Origin of the sequence: Bradyrhizobium sp. 159, from assembly GCF_023073795.1 — a bacterium.
Classification (GTDB): Bacteria; Pseudomonadota; Alphaproteobacteria; order Rhizobiales; family Xanthobacteraceae; genus Bradyrhizobium.
In genome coordinates this window covers 1-26,588 of record NZ_JADPKE010000111.1, presented here as the reverse complement: position 1 = coordinate 26,588, position 26,588 = coordinate 1, and the positions used below count along the sequence as shown (strand labels likewise).

The following is a 26,588-nucleotide window of genomic DNA, read 5'->3' as shown; positions in this document are numbered from 1 at the left end:
ATCTTTCCCGCCATAGACGCCACCGAACCAATTCGATGGCCCCGACCCAATCATCGGCGAGAAGTTGTCCAGTAACATTCTGGATGAGGCAATGCGGGGTCAATTTTGGACGCCGATCCCCCGGCTTAGGGGGTCAATATTGCAGGCCGAATGACAACGTCCATCATCGAGGACGTGGGCGAGATCATTGGAGGCGATGACCGCTTCATCAAGAACATCTTCTATGTCCAATGGAGCCGTGACATCCACGATAAAACGTCTTTTCGCGAAGAGTATGTCGTCGGCGCAGGCACAAAGCAATATCGAGTGAGGGCAATTGAATCTAACGAGTTCTCATGGATTTACTCAGCCATCTCACAAGAACGACAAATCAAGACGATCAATGTGCGCACGCTCCGAGCTGTCGCTTCCAGAGACGCCCACGAGACCGCAGTTTGCTGCGGTCTCTTTTGGGATCGAAAAGGACTGCTATTAAGCGCCCCCCACCCCCTTTTGCCGGTTGCGATACTTGTTCGGGACCAAATGCAAGCCCAGTGATAGCTAAACTATCGGCATCTTGATGCCAAAGCGACCTATACTATCCGTAGCTGTTTGATTTCCTTTGCCATTGATGATCGTCTCTTGCGTACCGGTCGCTCCGCCGCAGAAACTATATCGTCTCGCCGCCATGGAGTCTTCGCTCTCGCCCACGGAGGCTTTGGCATCGTGGAGGCGTTGCGCCGACCACAGGCCGGCCGTGGATCGGCAATTTCCTTATCGCCTATCAGGTCTCGCGGAACGCGCGGGAGAAGCTGTCGAGCACAGGCTTCATGATGTACTCGAAAAACGTACGCTCTCCGGTCTTGATGTAAACGTCCACGGGCATCCCGGGCGTCGGGACGAATTCAGGCATTCGCCTGAGAATATCGTCCTGGTCCAGGCGCACCCGAACGACATAGAATTCCCGACGCGTGTCACCATCGGTACGAGTTTCGGTCTTCCCCTGCACTCGCTCCGCCAAGGCGTCCGCTGACACGTAGATGACGCTCGCCCCGACCATGGGCGTGATGCGTTGGTTGAGTGCCGACAGCCGCACCAGCGCCTCCTGGCCTACGCTCACATGCGAAATGTCCTTGGGATTCACATGTGCCTCAATGATGCGCTCATTGCCGATCGGTAGGAGTTCAAGGATCACGGCGCCAGGAGAAACGACGCCGCCCGGCGTATGGAAATTGTTCTTCACCACGATGCCCCGAACTGGCGAACGAACATCGATCCGGTCGACCACGTCCTGCGCGGCGCGAATCTGTTCCTCGACATCGTCCAGATCCGCCTCGGTCTCACGCAGCTCCTTGGTCGCATCCCGGAGTGCCGTCGCATGGAGCTGCGCTATTCTTTCGTTCGCTTGAGCGATCCGTTCCTTCGAATCGGCGATGCGCCCGAGATACTCGCCGAGGTCGCCCCCGAGACCGGCCTCGGAGCGCCGCACCGCCAGCACATCCGACTTGCGGACCAGCTGCTGGCCGAGAAGCGAATTCTTGTCCTTCAGCTCTTCGGCGAACAAGGCAATACGCTCTTTGGTGGACTGCACTTGAGCCTGATATCCGCGGATGCTTTCCTCCAGCCCAGCGATTTGCTTTGCGAGTACGCTTTCCTCGGCCATCAGACTAGCCCGGCGCGCCCAGAGTTCGGCTCGTTGCCGCTCGAGAATAGCTTTGATTTCCGGATCGCGTCCACTCTCGCTGAATGCGGCCGGAGTTTCGATTGCGCCCGAAGAGCTCATTTCAGCTTCGAGACGCGCCTTTATAGCGAGGAGCCGATACTTCTTCAAAACCAGCCGCCTCAGCTTGGCGTTGGCAGCGGTATCGTCCATGCGCACGAGGACTTGGTTCGCGTCGACAACATCACCATCCTTGGCCGCAATCTCGCGGATAATGCCGCCCTCGAAGTGCTGGACCAGCTTGTTCTGTCCGGTAGCCACGAACGTGCCCGAAGCAACGACCGCGCTGTTCAGTGGTGCGACCGCGGCCCAAAGACCGAAACACCCGAGCCAAACAACCAGGATGGCGAGGCCGGTGAAGATGGGCCATTTGGCGCTCAGCGGAACACCGCGGTACCACTCACCGATGTCGTCCTTTACTCTCATGCTGTCCTCCCGCGCTGGTCACCCGCCCGAGGATTCGATGCGCTGCGGCTGCTCCGGCTTATCTCCGCCGGCCCTGCCGGGCGACCGAACCAAGCGATGCAACACCTCGCTCGGAGAGCCGAATGCTTCCGCGCGCCCGGCCCGCAGGATGAGCACTTTGTCAACACTGTTCAGCAGCGCTGGACGCAGGGTTACGACCACCGCGGTGACCCCCCGCCTCTTGGCGCGCTGCAGGGTCTCGGTCAGAGACTGCTCGCCCGCCGCGTCGAGATTCGAGTTGGGCTCGTCGAGCACGACAAGGGACGGATTACCGAAGAAAGCCCGGGCGAGCGCGATGCGCTGCTTCTGTCCTCCCGACAGCGGCCCGCCACTGCGGTCGAGCACGGTCTCGTATCCTTGCTTCAACTGGCAGACCATATCGTGAATGCCCGACAACATCGCCGCCTCATAGATGCTCTCGTCGGGCAAGTCGTCGCGCATGCGGCAAATGTTCTGCTTGATGGTCCCGGGAAATAGCTCAACCTCCTGGGGCAGGTATCCGGTATATTCCCCGAACTGGCGACGATCCCAGTTGCGCAGCTCCGTTCCGTCCAGCCTGACCTTGCCGGCTGTCGGCACCAGACAACCCACCAGAATGCGCGCGAGAGTCGACTTGCCCGATCCGGACGGTCCGACAATGGCCAAAGACTCTCCGGGCGCGAGCTCGAGCGACACACCATTAAGTACCGGCTCCTTCGAGCCGGGCGGCAGATACAAGACCCGATCAACGCTCAGGCGCCCTTGCGGTCTTGGCAAGCGCAGCTTGGGCGTCTCGCGCTGGAATGCCTCGACCGCCTGCTTGACGCGGGCATAGGCCGATCGCGCCTGAACACAGCTGCGCCATCCCTCAATCAAACCCTCGAGCGGCTGCAGGGCGCGTCCGGCAATGATCGAAGCCGCGATCATCATGCCCCCCGTGATCTCGGCGTGGAGGGCCAGATAGGCGCCGGTACCGAGGATCGTGATCTGGGCCACGAGCCGGACGAACTTCGACGCACCGCTGATCCAGAAATTCCGGTCAAGGGCCTGGCTCTGCACCGTCAGCGCCGGCGCCTGCCGGCGCCCCCAGTGGAGAATGCTTTCGCTCAGCATTCCCATCGCATTGATCACTTGCGAATTGCGTGCCAGCGACTCGGCCGCCGCATCGGCCTCGGCGGCATGCAGGCCTGCCTCACTCAGACGCTCCGAGGTCGCTTGCTGGTTGATCAAAGCAATCAGTGCGAGGACCAAGCCCGATACCACTGCGATCCAGCCGAGATGTCGGTGAACGAGGAATATGACTGCGAAGTAGAGCGGCGAGAGTGGTGCGTCCATCAGCAGAAGCATGATAGGGCTCGAGATGAAGCCCCGCACCTGGTGAAGGCTGCGGATCGCCTGGATGGTTCCGCCCTCGCCAGCTCTGGCGTTGTTGATGCTGCTCGCCAGCACTGCGCCGCCGAGCACCGCCTCCATCTTGGTCGCAAGACGCCCCAGTACCTGCCGACGCAGAATGTCGACGATCGAGAGGATGCCGATGAACGTCAGCGCGAGAACCGAGAGCATCAGCAGTGTCTCGAGACTACGGCTCGTCAGCACGCGATCGGATATTTGAAAGAGGTAGATCGGCAACGTGAGCATCAGCAGATTCACAACGACCGAAAATGCCGCGACTGCTATCAGGTTGGTGCGCGCGACCGAACGCCAGGCGGCCAGCGCGTCGACCGGTCCGACGGAGTCGCGGGCTTCGCCCGGTGCAAGGCGAAGGTGATCTGCCGAGTGCTTCCGCGGCGGGTTGTCTAGTGTCTCGACGGCCACCATGTTTGCCTCCTGCTACAGGATGGCATCGTGAGTTCCCACGTGATCGATCAGATGAGTGCTATCCACGGTGTCGGGAGGCGGCGGCGCAGGCTTTTGGACATCGGCGACCACCGGAGCCGAAGTGTCGTGAGCCGAGGCGGTGTCCGCCGAAGACGCGGCAGTCTGGGGCGCAACTGCGCTGTCGCTGCTCAGCGTGACGCCGTAGTCGGTATAGTGGGTCCCGGTGTACAGAGCATTCGCCGGAGGCGCCGGGACGTCGTTCAAGGCGATCACATCGCCTGAGACGGCGCTCGGGTCGGCTGTCGCCGCGGCATTCGATGTGTCCGTGGGGCCATTGTCCGCGGCGGTGGTCGCGGACGTAGGACCCTGCTTCGGTGCGTCAGTTGCGGTGGCGAGTGCGAGAAGGGTGTCGGCTGATCCGGGGGGTGGAGCACTGCTGGAGTCCGGCACGGTCGTATCAGCGACTGGCGCTGCACTCGCAAGAGTGTCGCCGGCGACAGTCCCGGTGTCGGCCGGATGTGACGCGTCGCTGCTCGGACCAGTCGAAGCGCCAGCCGTTGGGGTGAGCACCGGCTCGGTCGTCTCAGCGACTGGCGCCGCACTCGCCAGAGTATCGCCGGCGACCTGCCCGGTGTCGGCCGAATGTGACGCGTCGCTGCTCGGACCAGTCGAAGCGCCAGCCGTTGGGGTGAGCACCGGCTCGCTGGTGTCAGCGACCGGCGTCGCATTCGCCAGAGTGTCACCGGCGACCTGCCCGGTGTCGGCCGCATGTGACGCGTCGCCGGTCGGATTGGTCAACGCGGCAGCCGTGGGGTTGATAACCGGCTCGGTCGTGTCAGCGACCGGGGCCGCACTCGCAAGAGTGTCGCCGGCGACATTGCCGCTGTCGGCGGGATGTGACGCGTCGCTGGTGGTATCAGTCGAAGCGGCAGCCGTTGGGGTGAGCACCGGGTTGCTGGTGTCAGCGACCGGCGCCGCACCCGCAAGAGTATCGCCGGCGACATTCCCGGCGTCGGCCGGATGTGACGCGTCGCCGGTCGGATTGGTCAACGTGACAGCCGTTGGGTTGATAACCGGCTCGGTCGTGTCAGCGACCGGGGCCGCACTCGCAAGAGTGTCGCCGGGGATATTCCCGGCGTCGGCGGGATGTGACGCGTCGCTGGTCGGATTGGTTAACGTGGCAGCCGTTGGGTTGATAACCGGCACGGTCGTGTCAGCCGCTGGCGCTGCACTCGCAAGAGTGTCGCCGGCGACATTGCCGGTGTCGGCCGGATGTGACACGTCGCTGCTCGTATCAGTCGAAGCGGCAGCCGTTGGGGTGAGCACCGGGTTGCTGGTGTCAGCGACCGGCGCCGCGCCCGCAAGAGTGTCGCCGGCGACATTCCCGGCGTCGGCCGGATGTGACGCGTCGCTGGTCGGATTGGACAGGCCGGCAGCCGTTGGGGTGAGCACGGGCTCGGTCATATCAACAACCGGCGTCGCACTTGCAAGAGCGTCGCTGGCGGCAGTGTCAATCGGATGTGACACGTCGCTGCTCGGATTGGTCAAAGCGGGAGCCGTTGGGGTGAGCACCGGCTCGCTCATGTCAACGGGCGCGGCACTCGCAAGAGCGCCTCCGGCTAACTTGCCAAGCTCCGGCGCGTCACCAGACGTAGCCAGCGCCGACTCCGTGATCTCAAGAGCTGGCGCCGAACTGTCAAGGGTGTAAGCGCCGGCGCTGTCCAATGCAGCCATTTGCGACAGCGACAACGAGGTCGACTGGCTGTCTGCACCCGTCGTCGGGCCGGCCACGTCGTTGGGCAGCGTGCTGACGGTGTCGGGCACGGTCGTGAGCACCGGCTGCACCACCGCCTCAACCGGCGCAATCGTGCCGGCCATGTCGTGGGGCAGCGTGCTGATGGTGTCGGCTGCGGTCGTGAGCACCGGCTGCGCCACCGCTTCAACCGGCGCAATCGTGTCGGCCACGTCACTGGGCAGCGTGCTGACGGTGTCGGCAACGGTCGTGAGCACCGGCTGCATCACCGCCTCCACCGGCGCAATCGTGTCGGCCGCGTCGCTGGGCAGCGTGCTGACGGCGTCGGCTGCGGTCGTGAGCACCGGCTGCGCCACCGCTTCAACCGGCGCAATCGCACTGGCCACGTCACTGGGCAGCGTGCTGACGGTGTCGGGCACAAACGTGAGCACCGGCTGCACCACCGCCTCCACCGGCGCAATCGCACTGGCCACGTCGCTGGGCAGCGTGCTGACGGTGTCGGCAACGGTCGTGAGCACCGGCTGCGCCACCGCTTCAACCGGCGCAATCGCACTGGCCACGTCGCTGGGCAGCGTGCTCACGGTGTCGGGCACGGTCGTGAGCACCGGCTGCGCCACCGCTTCCACCGGCGCAATCGTGCCGGCCATGTCGTGGGGCAACGTGTCGACTGCGTCGGGCACGGTCGTGAGCGCCGGCTGCGCCGCCGCCTCGACCGGCGCGGTCCCTCCGGCCGCGCCGTTGTCGAAATTGGCGACCATTCCAAGCAGTTGGCTGCTTCCGAGGTGGGAATTCGCTGACAGCGCGTTGACGGAACTGACATCGATTGAGGTTGGAGCGTCCTGATCGGGGGAATCGGCATCATCGCCGCCTCCGCCGTCCCCGCCCAGCGTGGCCGCGACAGCCTCACTGCGGGAGGAGCTCGGCGTGGCCGCCTCTTCATGTAGCTCCGCTAGAAGTCCAGTCGGATCGAGCTGAGTCGCATGCGCCTCCGACGAGTGGGCGGCTCCCTTGGCCATCTCATCCTCTGCACTCGTTTTCGGGGCATCACCCATCGGCGGAACGTCGTTTGTCGCGTGCGGCGCGCCTGCCTGAGCGGCTTTCGCATCCTCCTCCTCGGCCGTCGCGGAATTGAACGTAGCAGCAAGAAACTCTTCTCCAGACATCAAAGGGGCGATGGCAATGAAGAACGGCCAGGTCAAGAAACTGAAAGATCCGGTTCGCTTGTCCAAACGCTGCGACCTGGCCTCGAAGATCTTCCGCTCTTGTTCGAACAGTTCACGCTTTTCTACATCGTTCATGATCGCCACCGTTCATCTCGTTCCGCTAATAAACAAACTCGCCCTGGCAGCATTCACTGCCGGGCGCGCCCTTTCGGCGCATCAAGCATCCGTGTTGTGTGACGTATCCGTTGCCGCGTCGAAGTGCCCTACATCGACGTGATCCGCGTCCGCCGGGCCCATTTGGCCGATGGCGTATTCGAGCGCATCGTCGGACGACATCGAAGCGAGCGCGCCGTGTATGTCACCCGTATGATCCGGACTATGCGAGCCGAAATCACCATGGGAGAAATCGCACTTGGCCAGCGCTTCACCTGGGTTACGATAATTGTCGCCCTCGCCGCTGTCGGCCGACGGCTTGAGCTCGTACCAATCCTTCGGCTGGTGGTCGTCGTTGTTGGTGTCCTTCCAGCCACCATGGTGCTCGGAGTAGTCGCCTTTGCGGGCATTCGCGTAGCCGACCTTTCCGCTAAGGTTGGAATAATCGTCCTTGTCGCCGTTCTTCGAGTAGTCCTCGCGCACCCCGTGATCGTCATTCCATTTGGACTGCTTGCCGTCGTCGCAGCTGTCGGCCTTGGTCGGCGTCCATTGCTCCGTTGGGTCGCCGATCCCCAGAATCTTTGTCAGCCCGAGAATGCTCGCCACGCTGCCCAGGATAGACATGGTTTCGCTCCTCCCTGCGGGTTTGCGCGGTCACGGGCACATGCGTCATGGACACATGCTCCCGGATCACACCGCCATCACCCCTACTGTCGCCGACGCACACCAATCGATGCAGCGGCGAGAAATAATTTCACGCCTCATTCGAGCTGCCGCCGCATGGCCACGAGCTCTCTCCGGATCCACGCCTTGACGGTTCCGACCGGAACCCGGAGGTATTGGGCGATTTCCTCGTGCGTGTGCCCATCGACGATCGCCAAAAGCAGGGTCGCGCGGCGCTTTGGCTCGAGTTCATCGAGCATGGCCCTGAGCGTCATGCTGTCTGGGATACAGGAGGCCGGGTTCGGAACGATCTGCTCCCGCGCGCAGATGGCGTTCAATGTCTCGTCCTCTAGGGCGACTTCGCGCCTGGCATTCTCCTGCATCTTCAGCGCCGTGTTGCGAACGATCGTGTAGATCCAGCCTCGGGCGGATCCGCGGGCAGGATCGAAGTTTTTGGCGTATCGGAGGATTTGCGCGAATGCGTCGTGAATGACGTCCTCCGCACGCGACCTGTCGTGGACGATGCGGTGCGCCATTGCGCGCAACTGCTCCTTCTCCCGGGCGTAGATCTGGCCGACGGCCGACTGCGATCCGGAGGCACACTCAAGCAGCGCCGTTTCGTAACTAAGAGCCGTCTCGCAATGATAGGTGCCATGCCGCGTTGCGCCGGAGCGAGACTCTGCCTTCGTGAAGCCGACGCATTGATGGGGCATGGTCGAAGTCACCCCTCATAAAACGGATATGCAATTACTCTTCCCGCGCAGGACACCGCGGGCCGCATTTAAATCACCGAATTTAAATTTGCATTTAAATTGGCAGCTTTAACAATTTACGAAATTGGCTGTCGGCGACCTCAAGTCAGCACTGGTCGACTTCGTTCCTGAAGTTTTCAAAAAATTTTTCCAATCGCCAACTCGCGCCTCGTCGTCAGGATCCGGGCGGTCGGACAACGCACCATGTCTGCTGGCTAGGTGAGCCGGCCGTGCAAACGTGAATTCCCTCGATTTTGTTTCGAGAGCGGAGGCGGCCCGGCATTCGTGCCGTTCTTCTTCAGGCAGCGAAGCCGTCGCAGATCACATTTGCCGCTCCACGTCGGCCGCTTGCGGACCGCGGTCCTGTTCTCGCGCGAAAACGACTTCGGCCCTCTCATTTTTCTCGGCAGCTTTGTCGAAGAGAGCCGCAACGGCCGCCGGATGGCACCGTCCGCTAAGTCGAGTTTATAACGGATCCAACTTCCCCGAATACCGTGCAACGCCTTCAAGGGTCATTCGCGGCCTTTCCAAAAAGATCGTTATCGCTTCCATCACATTTTCCACCCGCTATGCAACTCTGCCCGCAACGCGATCAGGCTGCGACGAGTCCAAGTCTTTTGCGATGTTGATCGGCGCGGCGATTTGCGCAGCTATTGCGATGAGTGCAGCCATCGATCCAAGCTGAGACGCTTCTTGGGGACCAGCCGCTAAGCGTCGCAACGCGTTCTCCCTTCGGAAGTCCCGACGTCGCTGCCGCCGTCGACAATGCCACTTGGATCAGCACGTCCAACCTACTCTGACGAAACCGCACTGATCCCAACTCTAATATGCCATGCGTACAACGTTCTAGATTCCCAATGAAACGAGCGCGCAGCACGTGCCGCATAGAAATTTGCGCGACGGTGCATCCAGATTGGGGGCTTCCGACTAGAGGGTAGGTGGTCGCCGTCAGTGCGGCGCCATCAACACCCAAGATAGTACAAAACAAAGGAGAGTAACATGCACGAATTTACGTACCCTGTTGAACTGCGCGACGAAGAGCTCGATCTCGTAGCCGCCGCTGGCGGCGAGCGCGGCCACGACAAGTGTTGCGGTGGCGACCAAAACACACAAGTCGGATTGGTCAACATCAACGACACAAACATCGGAGTCAACGTCCTCGGGATCCAGCAGCAATTTGTTGGGTAAAGGCGAGATGCGCGGGCGAACCGCTTCTCCACAGCGGAGGAGCGGTTCTCCACCGCATTAGGCGGTACCCGTCCGCAGCCGTGGCGCGGCGGAAGAGACCACTACGCGCAGCCTTCAAATTGACGAACGAAAGCGAAGCAACGTAGCAATAAGGTGCGTCCATGGCGACACGGCCAGCTCTATTTCGCCAGGAAGCTGTCGACTTTGTACGTCAGCGCCATAGCTGGGGTGAGGTCGTATTGCTTCAGCCACTATCGAGCACGCTTCTTAGCTGGAGCCTTGCGGCGCTCGTTGTACTCATTTTGTGTTTTCTCTCCATCGCGCAATACGCGCGCAAGGAGACCGTCTCCGGGTATCTCACGCCGACCTCCGGCACGGCTAAGATTTTCGTACCACAACAGGGTTTCATCAAAGCGATACACGTGAAGGAGGGGCAGGAGGTTGCGGAGGGTGACCCGCTCCTGACCATAGTCACTTCCCAAATCACCGCCAATGGCGAGGACGTCAATGCCACCGTACTTGCAGTGCTGACGCAGCAACGCAATGTGGTCGAGCGACAGATCGATGCAGAAGATCGTCGAACCGCCTCGGAACAGGATCGCCTCGCTTCCACGATCAAGGGGATTGAAGGAGAGATTGCTCAGCTCGAGGACCAGCGAAACATCCAGAACGAGCGATTGAAGCTTTCCGAGAGCTTCGTGGCAACGGGCGCTAAGCTAATCGCGAGCGGAGCTTTGCCAACGATTGAGCTGAAGCGCCGCGAGCAGGCCGCACTTGAGCAAAAGCAGAGCGTGGTGTCGCTCGATCAGCAGACTACCGCGCGGCGCACTCAATTGACAGACGCTCGGCATACACTCGAGCAACTCCCAACCGTCGCCGCAGAGAGAATCCGAGGACTGCGTAATGAACTCTCCTCGATCGAACAGCGTGTGGCCGAGGTGAACGGGCGGCAGGCTTACGTTATCAGGGCGCCAACGAGTGGGCGCGTGTCCACGTTGCAGGCGACTGTTGGCCAGCTCGCTGATCCAAAGCATATGCAGCTCGAAATCATTCCCCTTGAGGCGCACTTGCAGGCGGAGCTGTTCTTTCCGACGCGCGCGTTTGGTTTCGTGCGCCCCGGCCAGCAGGTTAGGATACTTTACGATGCATTTCCTTATCAGAAGTTCGGCACCTACCGCGGCAGCGTGACGAAAGTCTCTCACACGATTCTGACCGCCAACGAAACGACCGGGCCGATCACCCTCAAGGAGCCAGCTTACCGTGTGACGGCGGCTCTCGAGCGGCCCGACATCGACGCGTATGGCCGAAAGATTCCGCTTCAGCCGGACATGCTGCTTAGGGCCGACGTTATCCTTGAGCAGCGCTCCCTGATGAGGTGGCTGCTTGATCCGGTGTTAAGCGCAAGGATGTAGCGCATGCAGGGACTATTGAATTTCAGCGGACGCAGTTACCTCCCGGTCATCAGGCAGACGGAGGCGACCGAATGCGGGCTCGCATGCCTCGCGATGGTAGCGTCTTATCATGGTCATCGAACTGACTTGAACAGCTTGCGACGGCGGCATCCAGTGTCCCTAAAGGGCGTCACTCTCCGCGACCTCATGGAGATAGCAGCTCACCTGGGACTGGCATGTCGGCCGCTGCGAATCGAGATCGGCCATCTCTGCCAATTGCGCCTGCCGGCTATTCTGCACTGGGACATGGCTCATTTCGTGGTACTGAAAGCGTACAGGAAGAAAGGGATCGTGGTGCACGATCCGGCGGGCGGCGAGAAATGGTTTCCGCTCATTGAAGCATCTAGACATCTCACCGGCGTCGCGCTCGAACTCTCGCCCACTGAAGAGTTCTGCCGCACCGACGAGAGATTGCGATTGCCGTTCTCGGTATTCTGGAGCGGAATGAGCCGAAACACTTGTGCCCTCGCCCAAATATTAGTTTTGTCAGTGGTCATCGAAATTCTTCTCCTCGCCGCGCCTTTCTACATGCAACTCACTGTTGACGAGGTCATCGCCAGAGGGGATGTCGACCTCCTGGTCGTCCTCGGGCTTGGATTCGCGCTCCTCCTCCTGATCAAAGTTGCGTCGACTGCGACCCGCTCGTTCATCATTCTTATTCTGCAGAACACGTTGAGTTTTCAGATCGGCGCCCGGCTATTTCATCATCTGGTGCGTTTGCCGCTCTCATTCTTCGAAAAGCGGCACATCGGCGACGTCCTGTCTCGCTTCAACTCGATCGAGCCGATCCGCAACGTGCTCGCGGAGGGACTGATCACGGGCTTGATTGACGGTCTCATGTCGGTGTTGATGCTGGGCTTGATGTTCACCTACAGCGTCCAGCTCGGACTTGTCGTCCTGCTCGCGTTCACGTTGTATGCCGCCTTGCGGCTCGCACTTTTCAGGATGTTCCGACAACGGAGCGAAGCGGCCATTCACAGTAAGGCAGATGAGAACTCCACCTTCATCGAAACCGTGCGAGCGGTGCAAAGCATAAAGTTGCTCAACCGAGAGAGCGAACGGGAGAGCCAGTGGCTGAACCGCTATGCTGCGTATATAAATGCCAACGTGCGGCTGGGTCGGGCGAGGATCAGCTTCAAGGCGATGAATGACACGATATTCGGCTTGGAGAACGTAATCACGATCTACCTCGCCGCTCGCCTCGCACTAGACAACCTCATCACGGTTGGCATGATATTCGCGTTTGTCAGCTATAAGCTGCAGTTCGCTGAGCGGACAGCCTTGCTAATCGAGAAGTTGGTGGATGTCCGCATTCTCGGGCTGCACTTGGAGCGTCTCGCCGACATTGCGCTCACCCCGCTCGAGCGGGGGCACGACCGGGACCTGTCGTATATCCGACAGATTCGCGGCGCGATCGAACTGCGCAATGTCTGCTTCCGTTATGCAGAAGGAGAGGCTCTGATTCTTAACAACGTCAATCTGTGCGTTGCTCCCGGACAATTCGTGACGATCATGGGACCATCGGGCTGCGGCAAGTCAACTCTTGTCAAGATTATGCTTGGGCTGCTCGAGCCAACGAGCGGAGAAGTTCTGATTGACGGCCTTCCGTTGGGCCAGATCGGACCGCGTGCTTATCGCGAGCAAATTGGCGCGGTGATGCAGGAGGATCAATTGCTGTCGGGATCGATAGCCGACAATATCTGCTTTTTTGATACAACATTCGATCCGCAAGGGATGATCGATTGCGCGCGGATTGCCGGCATCCACGACGACATCATGGCAATGCCGATGAGCTACAACAGCCTCATCGGCGACATGGGAAGCTCGCTATCCAGCGGGCAGAAACAGCGAGTACTACTTGCGCGCGCGCTCTATCGCCGACCAAAGATCCTGTTCCTGGACGAGGGCACGGCACATCTCGACACCGAGAAGGAGAAGGAAATCAATGCGAATCTCCGGCATCTAAACATGACGCGCGTGAGTGTAGCGCACCGACCTGAAATCACCCACGGAGCGGATATGATCGTTCATCTTGCCTCTGCGAGCGGGCCGTCACAGGTCGGAATTCCAAGCCGCAGCGCAGCCGCGGCACCTGCTGGCGATGCTGGCTCCGCCGAGCTTGCCGTAGAGGGTACAAGATCGGGCGATGCCGCATCGGTCGTGGACGACCACGCTGACCGCTCGAATCACGGCTGCACGAGCGATTACTCGGATCGTGCCGGAAAGGACAACCACTCGAATGATGGCAAGGGCGACCAGTCCAAGCACGATGGCGACTTCAAGCGCGCCAAGAACGACGGTTGCCAGCCGTCCCGGGACGATCCGCCAAAGAAGGACAATTGCCGCCCCAAGCCGCGCGGCGACCGCGGGAACGGCGGCAACGATCGCAACCCGGGTGAAGCACTAGCCAAGATCGACTTCTCGCAATGGTGATCCCGGCTCGCGTGATTATACATCAAGCGCGTGAGCGGATCGCTTGGTGCCTTCCCCTTGGCGGCCTCGCGTTAAATCGCCCTTAAGCTGGTTGCATGCTTTTCGGACGCGGTCGCCCCGTCGGCTCGCAAACCGCGCGCTCTGTTGCATACCTTGGTGTTCAAGCAATCATTCACAAGCGGCAGTCGCCGCATCGCCGCCGCTGGACCATCAAGCCGGGGATGCTTGCCTTCAGCGCGTTGCCGAGGTGATCGGAAGTGCGACGGCCAATACCGGGGGGCTTTCAGCGCGATATGGAGACGAGGAGTTCGCGGTGGTTCTCCCCGGCGTCGACGAGAAGAAGGCAATCAAAGTGGCCGATGCCATTCGGCTACTGGTCAGGCGACTGGAAATCTATCATCCGCGAGCCTCGCGAGATCATGTGAGCATCAGCATCGGTCTGGCTGAAAAAAGCGATGGCACGATTAATGAGCTGGCGCTTACCCGCGACGCCGACATTGCCCTGTATCATGCGAAGGAGCAGGGAAGAGACTGTACCGTCGCAAGTTCCAGTCTGGTATCCTCTCGTCTGCAGATGCCTTCCCTGGTGCCGTCCTTGGCTGATTTGCGGGATGCTTCTGTATCGCGGCACGACTATGGCCGGCATCATCCGTGATGAAGCCCCCAACAATCCGGAGCGGGGATTCGTCGAAAATAGGCAAAAGAGCCACCCGGCGGTGGCCCTTCTGCTGGGTCGGAATAGGTCGGATTGCAGTTTCGTTCGCCCACGCACTTTGCAGCGGCGGAGACCGCGAACGTGACTCCGCTTCTGGGCCCCTAAGCCGACTTCGCCAGCGACAGCGATTGGTCGCGCCTTCCTGTCGAGCTTAATAGAGCTTCACGCTCGCCGGGAGGCATGAACTTCTTTGGACTTTTGTCAGCAGTCATGAGCAGCACGGGAAAATCGAACTTAACTTCTTGACGTCGGCGCAAGTGCTGATCGGGCGTTCTTTGTCCCCACCGTGAGTAGATATTTACCAGAACCATCTCCTTCATGGACTCGGGAGACCTTAGCCAGCTGCCGGGACCGCTCAACCGCGGCTTGTGACCCCAAACGGACTCTGGGCGTCGGTCAGCGAGAAGCGGGTTGGGAAGAGGCTCGAGTTCGTTCTCGCCGGCTGATCCCTTGCCAATTGGATGTCCTCAACCCGGCCTTGCCCTGCGGGAGACCGAATACTGCTCGATCAATTGAACGGCGTGATTTCATCACGCTGCTCGGAGAGGCGGTGGAGCATCAATAAACACCCCATTGAGCCGAAGACGAGCGTGGTCAGTCATCAAGGAGAGGGCGACGTGTGTTGCCACCCCATAAGCGCGGCCGATTGTGGACGCTACTTGTAGTCCTACGCCGCAGCACGACCTTAGTTACGAAGCTCACTTCGGTACCGGCTTTGCGTCGCCGCCTGGCCTTAAAAACATATAGGTAACTTCGGTGATTTGACCTTCGGGCCTCTGCGCCGCAGCATAGAGTTCCTGACCATATACATTGCCGGTTGCATCCTTCAGCGTTCTAATGTCCGTGCCAGCTGGAACTGAAGGCGGACTCGCGAGGGCCTTCCCATCCCCGCTTCTGAAACAGAACGGATAAAGATCGCGATCCCTAACGCGCCTTCTCGCTTGAGAAACATTGCCAGCGCCACGGGCTGGTCCGCCTTTACGGCAGCGACTGCCTTGTCGAGCATCTCGCTCGACAGACCCTCGATACGCTCATCCAGCTGGCGCCAATCCTCCGCAGACCTCGATGATGCGCAACATGCGAGGCGAGAGCACATCGGTGCGAGTTGCCAAGATACCCGGCAACTCGAACCGCAGGGAATGCAGGCCTTGCCGCACGGCGATGCCCCGCTCCAGCAGGAACGCACGGATCTGATTGATGGCGCCGGTACGCTGACCGACTAATCGATCGCGGACGCGGTGTAGTGCCTGAAGGTCGCCGATATCGATGCCGATCACGGCGACCGCTGCGTTGAGGTTCTGAGACATGGCGTGCTCCTTGTCTTGAGCGCCCCTAACCAGCTTCTCGCGCTGGCAGGGCTGGAGCACGGCCGGACCATCCCATTGGCGGAACATCGGCTGCTTAGCTCAAAAGTGCAACGTTTCCGGTTTGAGTGATGCAGTATGACAGCGGCCTGCTCCGCTCACGCGTGTTGAAACCCACGCGCACTAGCGCGACATGGCTTAGCAATGTATGCACGAAAATCGGTGAGCCACAACTTGTGGCAGGCGCTAACCGAAAGCGCGTACGAGCAAACCCAGACCGGCAACGGTGACGACTGTGAGGAGGCGCGGCGCACACCGCGGCCAAAACGCAAGCCCAAGTTCGTCGAGTATTGACGGACGCGCTAGACGCGGTGCAAAGATTCCGGGTGAAACGTTGCTTCTCCTGCCGACCAGGCGATGGTCACTAGCTCACCAGTATCAACAACCAAACCGACCGGACTTCCGCTATTCAGTCGGACACGTTCTCCTATCTTCAGGGGTATGCGATGGCTCGCGCCTGATCTCTTCTCCAAAAGAAAGCTAACAACCGGCAGCGCAACCGCGACAAGAACGACAATCCGTGCCCAGTTGATTGGTTGCTCGTAACCGTCCGCCATGCTTGTTGGATCAATCAAGTCGCCACTCCTTCTTTGCCTATGCCGCGAGGGTCGCGAAACCGGGAAATTCGGGCGTACTGGCCGCCTGATCGCGCTTGCCTTTGATTTCTGGAGCGAGCGTGACCTGCGCGGAGTGAATTTGGGCAAGGTCGGCCCAACGCATGTCTTTGTAATTAAAGCCGCGCGCGAGCGTGGGCTTGACGACCAGGAAGTACGGCGAAATATCGAAATCCCGTGGCGCATAAAAAGACGAGTGACGGATCTCGGCGACTTCGCGCCGCCCTGTCTGGCCCTCGACGCGCTTGATCTCGGGCAGGATCGGATAACGCACGGCGTCGAAAGCTTGCGCAATCAGCGCCGAACAGATGATGCGGCTGGCATCGCCGGAACCGAGCGCGAACGTTCGGTGACGCCAACGCGGCGTTACCGGACCCGGCAATAGATATCGCATCAGGTCGATGACGTTCTTGAAGTCGTAGCCGAGACCAATGCGTTCGGAAGCGTAGCGGCAGACCGTCTCGCAGTCCGCTTGGGTGAGGCCCACCGGCCGGCAGATGCGGGTTCGACAATGCAGATATTTCGACAGCGGCGCCGACACGACTCCTTCATCGATATTGGCTTCGATCAGGACGTGGGGTTCGCCCTCGGTTTCGGCACCGGCGATCGGGCCGACGTACAACGCCGAATGCGACCAAGCCGACTGAGTGAGATATTTGATGCTGCCCGAGATACGACCTTTGCCCTCGACCAGCAAAACATCGCCGGGTCGAAGGGTCTCGCGTAAAGCATCGTTTGGAGCGGACGGCTCACAGCTGGCTGGCTGCTGCAGCCGGGCGATCAAGCGTCCGACATTGCCGAACAACGAGCCCATGTCGTCCCTCAACTTGGTGTTTCCCTTAGCACTGCGGGCGGCTCACGTGCCGTCCACTACTAGGTTCCTCACCAAGCGTAATCGTGAGAGGTGGACCGGACAACTGAACAGAGGTTGATCCGTATTAACCTTTTGCAGAGGAGGGCATACCTAAGTTTGACCGGCCGTGTCACCCATAAGAGTGATGAGAATGGTGCACGTTCAGCTGGCGACATCCCTCATCATTAATCGCGCTCCAAGAAGGTCTAGCAAGTGACGAAAGTCCTTCTGCGGAGCTTTGCATGGTCGAACGACGACTTCGCCTCAATGCTAGGCATTCTCGTCTGCATTTTGGCCCCTGGCTGACCTGAGCTCAGAGCGCCGCGAGGTCTTCTTGAACGTGACCCGAACAGGGCTATGCAAGCTGGCCAAGGCAGCCTTTCACTCCGACCCCACAATTCTGGCGATCACAGCTGGGACATCGCCCGCCGCCGAGAACGGACTCGTTTCGCCCCCAACCTGTAACCTCACACCACCAGCCCGCCGCCGGTGGGCTCCGCGCGAGCCGTTTCGTCCGATTCTGGAGGTAGGGTGAACTGAAACACCGCGCCGCGAGGTTTATTGGCGCTCGCCCACATTTGTCCGCCGTGAGCCGCGACGATCGACCGACAGATGGCGAGGCCCATGCCTAGGCCCTCCGGCTTGGTCGTATAGAAGGCCTCGAACACACGGTCCGCATCGTTCGGGTCCAGCCCCATTCCGGAATCGCGCACGGTAACGAGCACGCCGCCCGCGGCATCCGCCTCCGTGCTGATCAGCAGCTCCCGTGCTCCCTCGCCGAGGCCCCTCATGGCATCGACCGCATTGAGGATCAGGTTGAGAATGACCTGTTGGAGTTGCACGCGGTCGCCGTCCGCCGCCGGTAGGCCGGTCGCGAGCCCGGTCTGCAGCGAGACGTCATGCTTCAGAACTTCGCTGCGGGCCAACGCGATCACCTCGAGGATGGCTTCATTGAGGTCGAACCGATTCTTGCGGGGCGGCGCCTTCTTGACGAGGGCGCGGATCCGATCGAAGACCTGGCCGGCTCGGTTGCCGTCATCAGCGATTTGGCCGAGGATCTCCCGGACCCGGTCCAGGTTGGGCGGCTGAGCGCCGAGCCAGTTCAAGGCGGCGTCGGCGTTGGTGACCACGGCGGCGATCGGCTGTTTCACCTCATGGGCGATCGAGGCCGTCAGCTGGCCCATCGTGGTGACGCGATTGACATGTGCGAGCTCCGTCTGCGCTGCGTGCAAGGCTTCGGATGCCAGCATATGTTCGGTGAGGTCGTGAATGATCGCGAGCGCGGCCTCGACCTGGCCCGAATGCAGCCGCAGCGGCGAATAGGTCATGATCCGGTAGCGCCGGCCGGCCGGATGGGCAAACCACCCCTCGAAGCTGACGCTCTCTCCTGCGAAGCAGCGGTCCAAATAGGACTTGGCCTCCTGCTCAAAAAACTTGGTACCCAGCAGATCCCCAACGTGCTGCCCAACGAGCCTGTCGGCCGGCATTTGCCAAATCCGCTCGTACACCGGGTTGACACGTTGGAACCGGTAATCTCTTCCAATCACGGAGATCCCATCAGGTGAACTCTCGAACACTTGGCCAGTCAGATCCTCCACCCGCTTGCGTTCGGTGATGTCGTTATTGGTCTCCAAGATCGCGAAGGAATGGCCTCGCGCGTCCCGTTGCAGGGACCACCTGCTTGCAACGATTGCCGCTGTGCCGTCTTTCTTCGTGTGGACGAGTTCCCCTTGCCAGCGGCCGGCGCGGAGCAACTCTGCCGTGATCTCTTCGAGTGGCATGGGAAAGACCGTCTGCAGCAGCTGGTGAGTGACTTTGCCGACGGCTTCCGCTTTCTTCCATCCATACAGCTCCTCGGCGCCACGATTCCAGTAGACGATGACGTCATCCCTATCGCGCACGAAGATGGTGTCGTGGGTGAGGTCGAGGAGGCCGGCCTGCTCGCGCAGCACCAGTTCTCTCGATTGGCCTTGTACAGCGAGGAAACCCGCAACGCCGATCACTGCAAGGCTGAGAAGGCGGTTTGCAACAGCAAGACCTGGCGATACGTAGTGCTGCGACAGCAAATAGCTTAGCACCGCAAGCACCATGCACCCCAGTGTTACCAGTACAACACCACGCCACTGAAGAAACCTGGCCGCCAGCAGCACCACGCCGACGTACAGCACGCCGAAGGCGAACTCTGTGGGCGTGATTGTGTCAGCGATGAAGATCCCGACGGCGATGGCAGCGCAAAAAACCGGGAGAAAACGGGACTTCGATATCGTCGCCGAACTTCCATTGGTTTGCACTTGCTGTGTCCGCGTCAGAGACATGCGGACGCTTCCAGTGCCGCGACTGGGTCGGTCCCGTTCGTTCGGCCAATCGGGCAAGCTGACGCTCCCCATCTCCAGACGATGGAGCAAAGCCGCTGGCTCGCACCGCCAGTCACCCATTTGCGGTCCCAGTCTGTCCCAATCCACCGTGGTGGTAAAGCGGCAGCAGCGGAGCGCTGGCGAGACAGAACAGCGCGGCGCAGGCCGAGAAGACTATCGGCGGTCGACCTTCGATGACCCGTTCGCCAGCTCAAGGCGTTCAGCGTGCCAAGTCGCGGCTGGGCCAACGTCGGGTGGTAAGAATGCTACCAATAGGGGATGCCGCTCGCCCAGTCCGCAATGCAGATGAACCGGAAGACATACGTTCCTAGCGTTTCTGGCCCATAGGGTCGAGCGGTGCCGTTCGCGCTGGCGTCCGCTGTTTGGAGAAAATTGGACATGGTTGAGGAGATGCGAAACCGACGCTCATGACCCGAAACCGACACAGGTGCCCAAGGAGCCTTAAACCATCAGCTCGGCCAAGGGTTGTCAGGAATTGCAAACGCGTCAGGTACTCGGCCATATCCGACATAGCGCGGCGGTGTTATCTTCATCGTCAGCGGGGCCCTTAGTTCCGCAAATCACGTCGGCCCGACGTTCGGCCCCCGGAAGCTACCGCTAAGGCTCTTCGAGGAGGTCCCGATGCATACGAATCGTCGCGACTTGCTAGTGGGGGGGTGCTGCGCCGCCTCTACTGCGCTGCTTTGGAGCATTACCACTCGGCCCAGGGCCGAAGAGCCAGATCCACCGCCAGAAGTCACCACAATTCGCCTCCAGAAGACCCCAAGCATCTGCATCGCGCCTATATACGTGGTCAGCGACCTGCTGAATGCCGAGGGCTTCACAAACGTCGTTTACGTCGAAACCGGCACATTTGTTGGTAGCGGTGCGGCGCAAAACGTAGCTAGTTGGAAAAGCGATGTGGACTTTAGTCTGAATTTCTCTGGTCCACTTCTTCTTGAGATCGATCGAGGCCTGAGCACTACCATTCTGGCCGGGATTCATGTCGGCTGCTTCGAGCTCTTCGCCAGAGAGGGCATACGCAGCGTTGCCGATCTAAAGGGTCGAACCGTCGGCGTTCAATCGCTTGAGTCACCCCCTCATGTATTCCTGAGCGCGATGGCGACACTCGTTGGACTCAATCCCTCCAAAGACATTGAGTGGGTGACGAGTGCGAAGGTCAAACCGATCGAGTTATTCGCCGAGGGCAAGATCGACGCCTTTCTCGGATTTCCCCCTGAACCTCAACGTTTGCGCGCACAGAACATCGGTCGTGTCATCGTCAACAGTGCACAGGATCGCCCGTGGTCGCAGTATTTTTGCTGCATGTTGGCGGGGAATCGCGAATTCGTCCGAAAGAATCCCATCGCCACTAAGCGCGTGGTGCGCGCCGTGCTCCGGGCGACGGATTTGTGCGTGAGCGAGCCGGCTCTTGTTGCACGGCGTATGGTGGATAGGGGTTTCGCGCCTGGCCTGGACTACGCGGTTCAGACTCTTGCGGAGGTGCCGTACAACCGCTGGCGCGAGTACGATCCTGAGGACACAATCCGCTTTTACGCGCTTCGTCTGCGCGAAGCTGGGATGATTAAATCAAGCCCTGCGAAACTCATTGCAGATGGAGCCGACTGGCGTTTCTTCAACGAGGTGCGACGTGAACTTGGAGGCTGATTCATCTACAGCGTTTTCGAGGAGGTCCCGATGCATACGAACCGTCGCGACTTGCTGTTGGCTGGGGCCTGCGCCGCTTCCACTGCCCTGTTTGGGAGCGTCGCGGCGAGGTTGAGGGCCGAAGAGCCCAATCCGCCGCCAGAGACCACCACAATCCGCCTTGCGAAGAACCCGAGCATTTGTATCGCTCCGCAGTACGTGGTGAGCGACCTCTTAAATGCCGAGGGGTTTACAAACGTCGTTTACGTTGAATCTGACGCCGGCGTGGAGCAAACCAAAGCAATCGCGAAGGGCGACATCGACTTCACCCTGCATTTCTCCGGTCCGCTTCTTCTCGAGATCGATCGGGGCGCGAGCGTTACTATTGTGGCCGGGGTTCATGTCGGCTGCTTCGAGCTATTCGCCAAGGAGGGCATACGTAGCGTTGCCGATTTGAAGGGGCGAACCGTCGGCCAGCAGGGGCTTGGCAGTAGTCCGCACGTTTTCATCAGCGCGATGGCGACGCTTGTCGGACTCGATCCCGCCAAGGATCTTGAGTGGGTGACAAGTGCGTCGGTCAAACCGATCGAATTGTTTGCTGAGGGTAAGATCGACGCGTTCCTCGGATTCCCTCCTGAGCCACAGCGTCTGCGTGCGCAGCATATCGGTCATGTCATCGTCAACAGTGCGCAGGATCGCCCATGGTCGCAGTATTATTGCTGCATGTTGGCGGGGACTCGTGAGTTCGTCCGAAAGAATCCCATCGCCACCAAACGTGTAGTTCGCGCCATGCTCCGGGCGACAGATTTGTGCGTAAGCGCGCCGGCCCTTGTTGCGCAGCGGATGGTAGATGGGGGTTTCACGCCTCGCCGCGACTATGCGGCTCAGACGCTTGCGGATGTGCCGTACAACCGCTGGCGCGAATACGATCCCGAAGACACAATCCGCTTTTACGCGCTTCGTCTGCGTGAAGCGAGGATGCTGAAATCGAATCCTGCAAAGATTATCGCGGATGCAGCCGACTGGCGGTTCCTCAACGAGGTTCGACGTGAACTTGGAAGCTGATTCGACGTCGTTTCTTGGTCAGCGCCCGCTCCCTGCAACGTCGCGAGGAAGTGGAGACGGCGCGTCGGTGAAGAACGGTCTTCTCGGCTTTGAGTTGCGACCCTCGTTGCGCACGAAATTGCTGATGGCCTTCTTCGTCATCGAGATGCTCTTGGTCTCGGTTGGGGTAATCGGCCTCCTTTCGCTGCGCGAAGCGGACCAGCGGGCGAACCAGGTCGTTGGCCTGCAGCAGAAGATCGAGGCATATCGGCAGATGCAGCACAATACGCTTCGACAGCTTTATGGCGTATCCACAGCGCTCGCCTTTCCGAACGAAACGACATTGGCAGTTGTGCTGCGGCAGATCAACCAGTTTGGGTACGACCTTGACCGTGTCTCGTTCGTCGCAAAGGACGAGGTGGCGCTGCTCAATCAAGTGCGCGAAGAATATGCGCGCTTCATTGCCGTAGTCTCACACATCGTCGATCTCATCCGCGGCGGGCGAGCGGCTGAGGCCAAAAAGAGCGAACTCGCGGAGCTCGGGCCTCTCGCGGACAAGCTCGAACGACTGACCAACCAATTGGTCAACCGGGCTGAAGCGGACATGGTGGCCGGCATAGATGCGAGCCGACAAACCTACACCAAATCTCAGATGCTTGTCGCTGCGGTCGCGCTCGCAAGCTTTGTGCTTACGCTGGTCTTGGGACATGCGATCTCCCGGTCTGTCATCGAACCAGTCCGCATCATTCACCACGCGTTGAACCGGATAGCCGCTGGCGATTTCGCCCAACGTGTCGAGGTTCCCAATCGGGACGAGCTCGGGGAGCTCGCGGCGCACGTCAATTCGACCTGCGAAGAGCTGCAGCAGCTCTACCGAAGTCTTGAGGAGGCCAGCCGTCACAAATCGCAATTTCTCGCAAACATGAGTCACGAATTGCGGACACCACTGAACGCGGTACTCGGCTTTTCAGAGCTCATGCTCGACGGCATATACGGCGATCCTCCGGAGAAAATGCGGTCCGCCGTCGAACGCATCCAACGGAACGGCAGACATCTGCTCGGGCTCATCAACGATGTCCTCGATCTCTCCAAGATTGAAGCCGGACAGCTTCGACTTTCTCTGACCGACTACTCGGTGGAGGAACTGGTAAATGTTGTCCATACCTCCGTTGAGCCGCTCGCCGCGGACAAGAACCTGAGTTTGAGAATTACTGTGCCGCCTGGCTTGCCGCCGGCGCGAGGAGACGAACGCAGGCTCGCTCAGGCCCTGTTCAATCTCGTTGGTAACGCGATCAAATTCACCGACGCTGGAGAGGTCCGGATAGAAGTGGAAACGAGGCGAGATTCCTACGTCTTTTCCGTTCAGGACACGGGACCGGGCGTCGACGAAGCCGATCAGGCCAGGATCTTCCAGGAATTCCAGCAGGTGGATAACTCGATCACCAAGACGAAGGGAGGCGCTGGATTGGGCCTCGCCATCGTAAAGCGTATTGTGGAGATGCATGGAGGACGAATCTGGATAGAATCCCGCCTCGGCCATGGCGCGAGATTCTCTTTTCTGGTGCCGGCCCGGCTCGAGCAGCAGGCGATGTAAACATGAGCAAGCGCGTACTGGTGGTCGAAGATCAGGAGGATAATCGGCAGATTCTGCGCGACCTGCTTGCAAGCGTCGGTTACGAAATGATCGAGGCGCACGACGGCGAAGGAGCGCTCGTGGCGGCGCGAGCGCAAAGCCCGGATCTGATCCTGATGGATATCCAACTGCCTCTTCTTGACGGATACGAGGCGACACGGCGCATAAAGGCGCAGTCAGATCTCCGCCATATTCCAATCATCGTCGTCACCTCCTATGCGCTTGGCGGCGACGAAGAAAAGGCACGCGCGGCAGGCTGCGATGCCTATGTTGCAAAGCCCTACAGCGCGCGAAAGCTACTTGAGACGATCAATCGATACCTGCCATGAGGTTCAGCGCGTGCTGACGTGGAGCAGAGATGCATGTCCCACCCCGAATCTTGATCGTGGATGACAACGAAACGAATCGCTGCCTTCTTACCGCACGCCTCGGCGCCGAGGGTTATCAGACCGTGGAGGCTGAAAACGGCGAGAGGGCGCTCGCGGTCGTGCGTGAAGTCGTGCCGGACGTTGTCCTCCTCGACGTCATGATGCCGAAGATCGATGGCTTTGAGGTCTGCCGGCGACTGAAGGTCGATACGACGCTTGGATTTGTTCCAATCATCATGGTGACGGCGCGAACCGACTCACAGGATGTCGTAACGGGGCTTAACGCGGGTGCCGACGAATATCTGACCAAGCCGGTCGACCACGCAGCCCTCGTTGCTCGTGTGCGCTCCATGCTTCGCATCAAGGAGTTGCATGATCGAGTTGAAGCCCAGGCGGTCGAGCTCGCCGTGTGGAATAGAATGCTCGAGCAGCGTGTTGCGGAGCAAGTTGTGCAAATTGAACGGGTCAGCCGTTTAAAGCGTTTTCTTCCACCGCAGATAGCGGAGTTGATTCTTTCTTCATCGACATATGAACCGTTAGCGAGCCACCGAAGACAAGTAGCAATAGTCTTCGGTGACCTTCGAGGTTTCACGGCGTTCGCAGAGATTGTTGAGCCCGAAGAGGTGATGGCCGTGATGCAGGAATATCACGCGGCCTTAGGCTCCCTCGTCCACGAGTTTGAAGGCACCTTGGAGAGGTTCCTGGGCGACGGAATCATGGTGATTTTCGGCGATCCGATTCCTTGTACAGATCCATGCAAGCGAGCTGTTCAGATGGCGATCGCGATGCGAAGCCGCCTGATGGAATTATCGAAGAAGTGGCAACGTGAAAGGTACGAACTTGGTTTTGGAGTCGGCATTGCATATGGCTATGCGACGCTCGGCGCTATTGGTTTCGAGGGCCGCTCTGAGTACAGCGCGATCGGGACCGTGGTAAATCTCGCTGCCCGTCTTTGCGCGGAGGCGCGCAACGGTCAGATTCTCGTCGATAGCAAGGTGCGTGAGGCGCTTGAGGAGAGGGCGACCGCGGAGCCCGTGGGTGAACTGACGCTCAAGGGGTTGCGTCGTCCGATAGCGGCATACAACGTGCTTGAGATGACTTAAGTGCGCTCGAAGCGACCAGGCTAGACGTCCGGCTGTTGTCCGGCCGACGAGAATTGATCCAGTATCAACCTGAACGCGCTAGGCCTCGTGACCTTCCCCTAGCCTTGATGGTTCTGGCAGATCGAATGGATCGGCCTTGTCAGGTTGGCCCGAGGCTGCCTAGCACCATCCCCGTCCAAGAGTCGGCTTGCGGCAATGGGAATCGAGAAGATTCAATTCATCTGGTATATGCGAAGGATCAGTGAACTTTTCCTGCTGGGATAGTTCGCCGGAGCGGCGGTCTACATTGTTGTCGCGCGCCATGGAAAACTGCCCCCTCAGCGTCACGAGGAATTGCCCCCTCCTCGGATAGCTGGGGAGAGAGTGAATGAAGCAGGAACGAATCACTGAAGGCTCGTCGTGGATTGATCCACGGGGGCAGGTGATGAAGACGCGGGATGACGTGGCGGAGATGTTGCGCCTGAGGGCGTGCGGGTGGGGTCTGAAGCGGATTGCGCGACAGCTGGGCTGCAGCCATCACACGGTGAAGGGCTACGTGGTGGCGGGCGGGGTGAAGGCGTTCAAGTCGCCTGAGCGGCCGAAGCGTCTCGACGGCCTTGAGGGTTGGCTGCGCGAGAGGCTCGTTCGGCATCGCGGCAATGCCGACGTGGTGCGCCAGGACCTGTTGGCCGAGAAAGGCGTAACAGTCAGCCGGCGGACGCTGCAACGCGCCGTGCAGCCCTATCGCCAGGCGCTGAAGGCGGAGGCTCTGGCGACGACGCGGTTTGAGACGCCGCCGGGCCGACAGCTGCAGATCGACTTTGGGGAGCGCCTGGTCGAGATCGGAGGAGCGAAAGTCAAGGCATTCGTGTTCGTGGCAACGCTCGGCCACTCGCGACGGCTTCATGTGCGTGCGTTCCGCGCCGAGAGACAGGAGCATTGGTTTGCCGGGCTCGAGAGCACATTCACGACCCTCGGCGGTGTGCCCGAGGAAGTGCTGATGGACAATCCACGGGCGCTTGTGGTGCGCCACGACGCGGTGAGCCGATCGGTTCAGTTCAATGACAAGCTGATCGCCTTCGCAAAACATTGGGGCTTCCGTCCTCGCGCCTGCGCACCATATCGGGCGCGCACGAAAGGCAAGACCGAGAACGGCGTCGGCTACGTGAAGAACGCAATCGCCGGTCATTCCTTCCCAAGCTGGGAAGCATCCGAGGCGCATCTCGACAGGTGGGAGCGTGAGGTTGCAAACGTTCGTATCCATGGCACGACCGGAGAGGCGCCGATCATCCGCTTCGCGCGCGACGAGATACATCGGTTGAAGCCGCTCGGCGGGCAGCCTTCGTTCGGATCCTTGCGTGAACTGACCCGCGTCGTCGGCAATGATTGCGCCGTCG

The 26,588-nt window shown here is 60.1% G+C and carries 19 protein-coding genes and 1 pseudogene; 11 read left to right on the top strand and 9 right to left on the bottom strand.

Features of this window, described 5'->3' with window-relative positions; genetic code table 11:
* The first annotated feature begins 150 nt into the window (after positions 1-150).
* Complete coding sequence (locus IVA96_RS33200) at positions 151-537, top strand: hypothetical protein (protein WP_247421823.1); 387 nt, start codon at positions 151-153, stop codon at positions 535-537.
* 226 nt (positions 538-763) lie between these two features.
* On the opposite strand, the gene IVA96_RS33195 is transcribed toward IVA96_RS33200, so the two are convergent.
* From IVA96_RS33195 to IVA96_RS33175, 5 genes are all read right to left on the bottom strand, one after another.
* On the bottom strand, positions 764-2,125 hold the full coding sequence (locus IVA96_RS33195; protein ID WP_247421821.1) for an HlyD family type I secretion periplasmic adaptor subunit: 1,362 nt from the start codon (positions 2,123-2,125) through the stop codon (positions 764-766).
* An 18-nt stretch (positions 2,126-2,143) separates the two neighbouring features.
* Positions 2,144-3,961: a type I secretion system permease/ATPase gene (locus tag IVA96_RS33190; RefSeq protein ID WP_247421820.1), complete on the bottom strand. Its 1,818-nt coding sequence runs from the start codon at positions 3,959-3,961 to the stop codon at positions 2,144-2,146.
* A 12-nt stretch (positions 3,962-3,973) separates the two neighbouring features.
* Positions 3,974-7,021 carry a hypothetical protein gene (locus IVA96_RS33185; RefSeq protein WP_247421818.1) on the bottom strand — a complete coding sequence of 1,016 codons (3,048 nt, stop codon included), beginning with the start codon at positions 7,019-7,021 and terminating at the stop codon, positions 3,974-3,976.
* A gap of 72 nt (positions 7,022-7,093) precedes the next feature.
* Positions 7,094-7,654, bottom strand: a complete 561-nt coding sequence (locus IVA96_RS33180; RefSeq protein ID WP_247421816.1) for a hypothetical protein — start codon at positions 7,652-7,654, stop codon at positions 7,094-7,096.
* Positions 7,655-7,791: 137 nt separating this feature from the next.
* A complete protein-coding gene (locus IVA96_RS33175) occupies positions 7,792-8,418 on the bottom strand; it encodes a sigma-70 family RNA polymerase sigma factor (RefSeq protein WP_247421812.1) in 627 nt (208 codons plus the stop codon).
* A 1,026-nt stretch (positions 8,419-9,444) separates the two neighbouring features.
* Here IVA96_RS33175 and IVA96_RS33170 point away from each other — a divergent pair.
* The 4 genes from IVA96_RS33170 to IVA96_RS33155 all read left to right on the top strand — a co-directional run bounded on the left by IVA96_RS33170 (position 9,445) and on the right by IVA96_RS33155 (position 14,172).
* Positions 9,445-9,633 (top strand): hypothetical protein, encoded by a 189-nt coding sequence (locus IVA96_RS33170; RefSeq protein ID WP_247421810.1) that lies wholly within the window; start codon positions 9,445-9,447, stop codon positions 9,631-9,633.
* A gap of 161 nt (positions 9,634-9,794) precedes the next feature.
* Positions 9,795-11,045, top strand: a complete 1,251-nt coding sequence (locus IVA96_RS33165; protein ID WP_247421808.1) for an HlyD family efflux transporter periplasmic adaptor subunit — start codon at positions 9,795-9,797, stop codon at positions 11,043-11,045.
* 3 nt (positions 11,046-11,048) lie between these two features.
* Positions 11,049-13,517: a peptidase domain-containing ABC transporter gene (locus tag IVA96_RS33160; RefSeq protein WP_247421806.1), complete on the top strand. Its 2,469-nt coding sequence runs from the start codon at positions 11,049-11,051 to the stop codon at positions 13,515-13,517.
* Positions 13,518-13,563: 46 nt separating this feature from the next.
* Positions 13,564-14,172, top strand: a complete 609-nt coding sequence (locus tag IVA96_RS33155; RefSeq protein WP_346347925.1) for a GGDEF domain-containing protein — start codon at positions 13,564-13,566, stop codon at positions 14,170-14,172.
* 1,063 nt (positions 14,173-15,235) lie between these two features.
* On the opposite strand, the pseudogene IVA96_RS33150 reads toward IVA96_RS33155, so the two are convergent.
* From IVA96_RS33150 to IVA96_RS33135, 4 genes and pseudogenes are all read right to left on the bottom strand, one after another.
* Positions 15,236-15,488 (bottom strand): annotated as a pseudogene (locus IVA96_RS33150) (IS110 family transposase); the annotation flags it as partial.
* A 410-nt stretch (positions 15,489-15,898) separates the two neighbouring features.
* Positions 15,899-16,171: a hypothetical protein gene (locus IVA96_RS33145; RefSeq protein ID WP_247421802.1), complete on the bottom strand. Its 273-nt coding sequence runs from the start codon at positions 16,169-16,171 to the stop codon at positions 15,899-15,901.
* Between the two features lie 19 nt (positions 16,172-16,190).
* Positions 16,191-17,024, bottom strand: coding sequence for a YiiX/YebB-like N1pC/P60 family cysteine hydrolase (locus IVA96_RS33140; protein ID WP_247421801.1), 834 nt, complete (start codon positions 17,022-17,024; stop codon positions 16,191-16,193).
* A 506-nt stretch (positions 17,025-17,530) separates the two neighbouring features.
* Positions 17,531-19,378, bottom strand: coding sequence for a PAS domain-containing sensor histidine kinase (locus IVA96_RS33135; RefSeq protein ID WP_247421800.1), 1,848 nt, complete (start codon positions 19,376-19,378; stop codon positions 17,531-17,533).
* Between the two features lie 681 nt (positions 19,379-20,059).
* On the opposite strand from IVA96_RS33135, the gene IVA96_RS33130 reads away from it, so the two are divergent.
* The 6 genes from IVA96_RS33130 to istA form a co-directional block, all read left to right on the top strand.
* On the top strand, positions 20,060-21,085 hold the full coding sequence (locus tag IVA96_RS33130; protein WP_247421799.1) for an ABC transporter substrate-binding protein: 1,026 nt from the start codon (positions 20,060-20,062) through the stop codon (positions 21,083-21,085).
* Positions 21,086-21,115: 30 nt separating this feature from the next.
* Positions 21,116-22,129 carry an ABC transporter substrate-binding protein gene (locus tag IVA96_RS33125; RefSeq protein WP_247421797.1) on the top strand — a complete coding sequence of 338 codons (1,014 nt, stop codon included), beginning with the start codon at positions 21,116-21,118 and terminating at the stop codon, positions 22,127-22,129.
* Positions 22,113-23,702: an ATP-binding protein gene (locus IVA96_RS33120; RefSeq protein ID WP_247421795.1), complete on the top strand. Its 1,590-nt coding sequence runs from the start codon at positions 22,113-22,115 to the stop codon at positions 23,700-23,702. The genes IVA96_RS33125 and IVA96_RS33120 overlap by 17 nt, the downstream gene beginning before the upstream one ends.
* A gap of 2 nt (positions 23,703-23,704) precedes the next feature.
* The gene (locus IVA96_RS33115; protein WP_247421793.1) at positions 23,705-24,070 is read left to right on the top strand and encodes a response regulator; all 366 of its coding nucleotides are present in this window, start codon (positions 23,705-23,707) and stop codon (positions 24,068-24,070) included.
* A 56-nt stretch (positions 24,071-24,126) separates the two neighbouring features.
* A complete protein-coding gene (locus IVA96_RS33110; protein ID WP_247421792.1) occupies positions 24,127-25,212 on the top strand; it encodes a response regulator in 1,086 nt (361 codons plus the stop codon).
* A gap of 367 nt (positions 25,213-25,579) precedes the next feature.
* Positions 25,580-26,588: IS21 family transposase (istA, locus tag IVA96_RS33105; RefSeq protein ID WP_247421789.1), on the top strand; the 1,009-nt coding region annotated here is incomplete at its 3' end.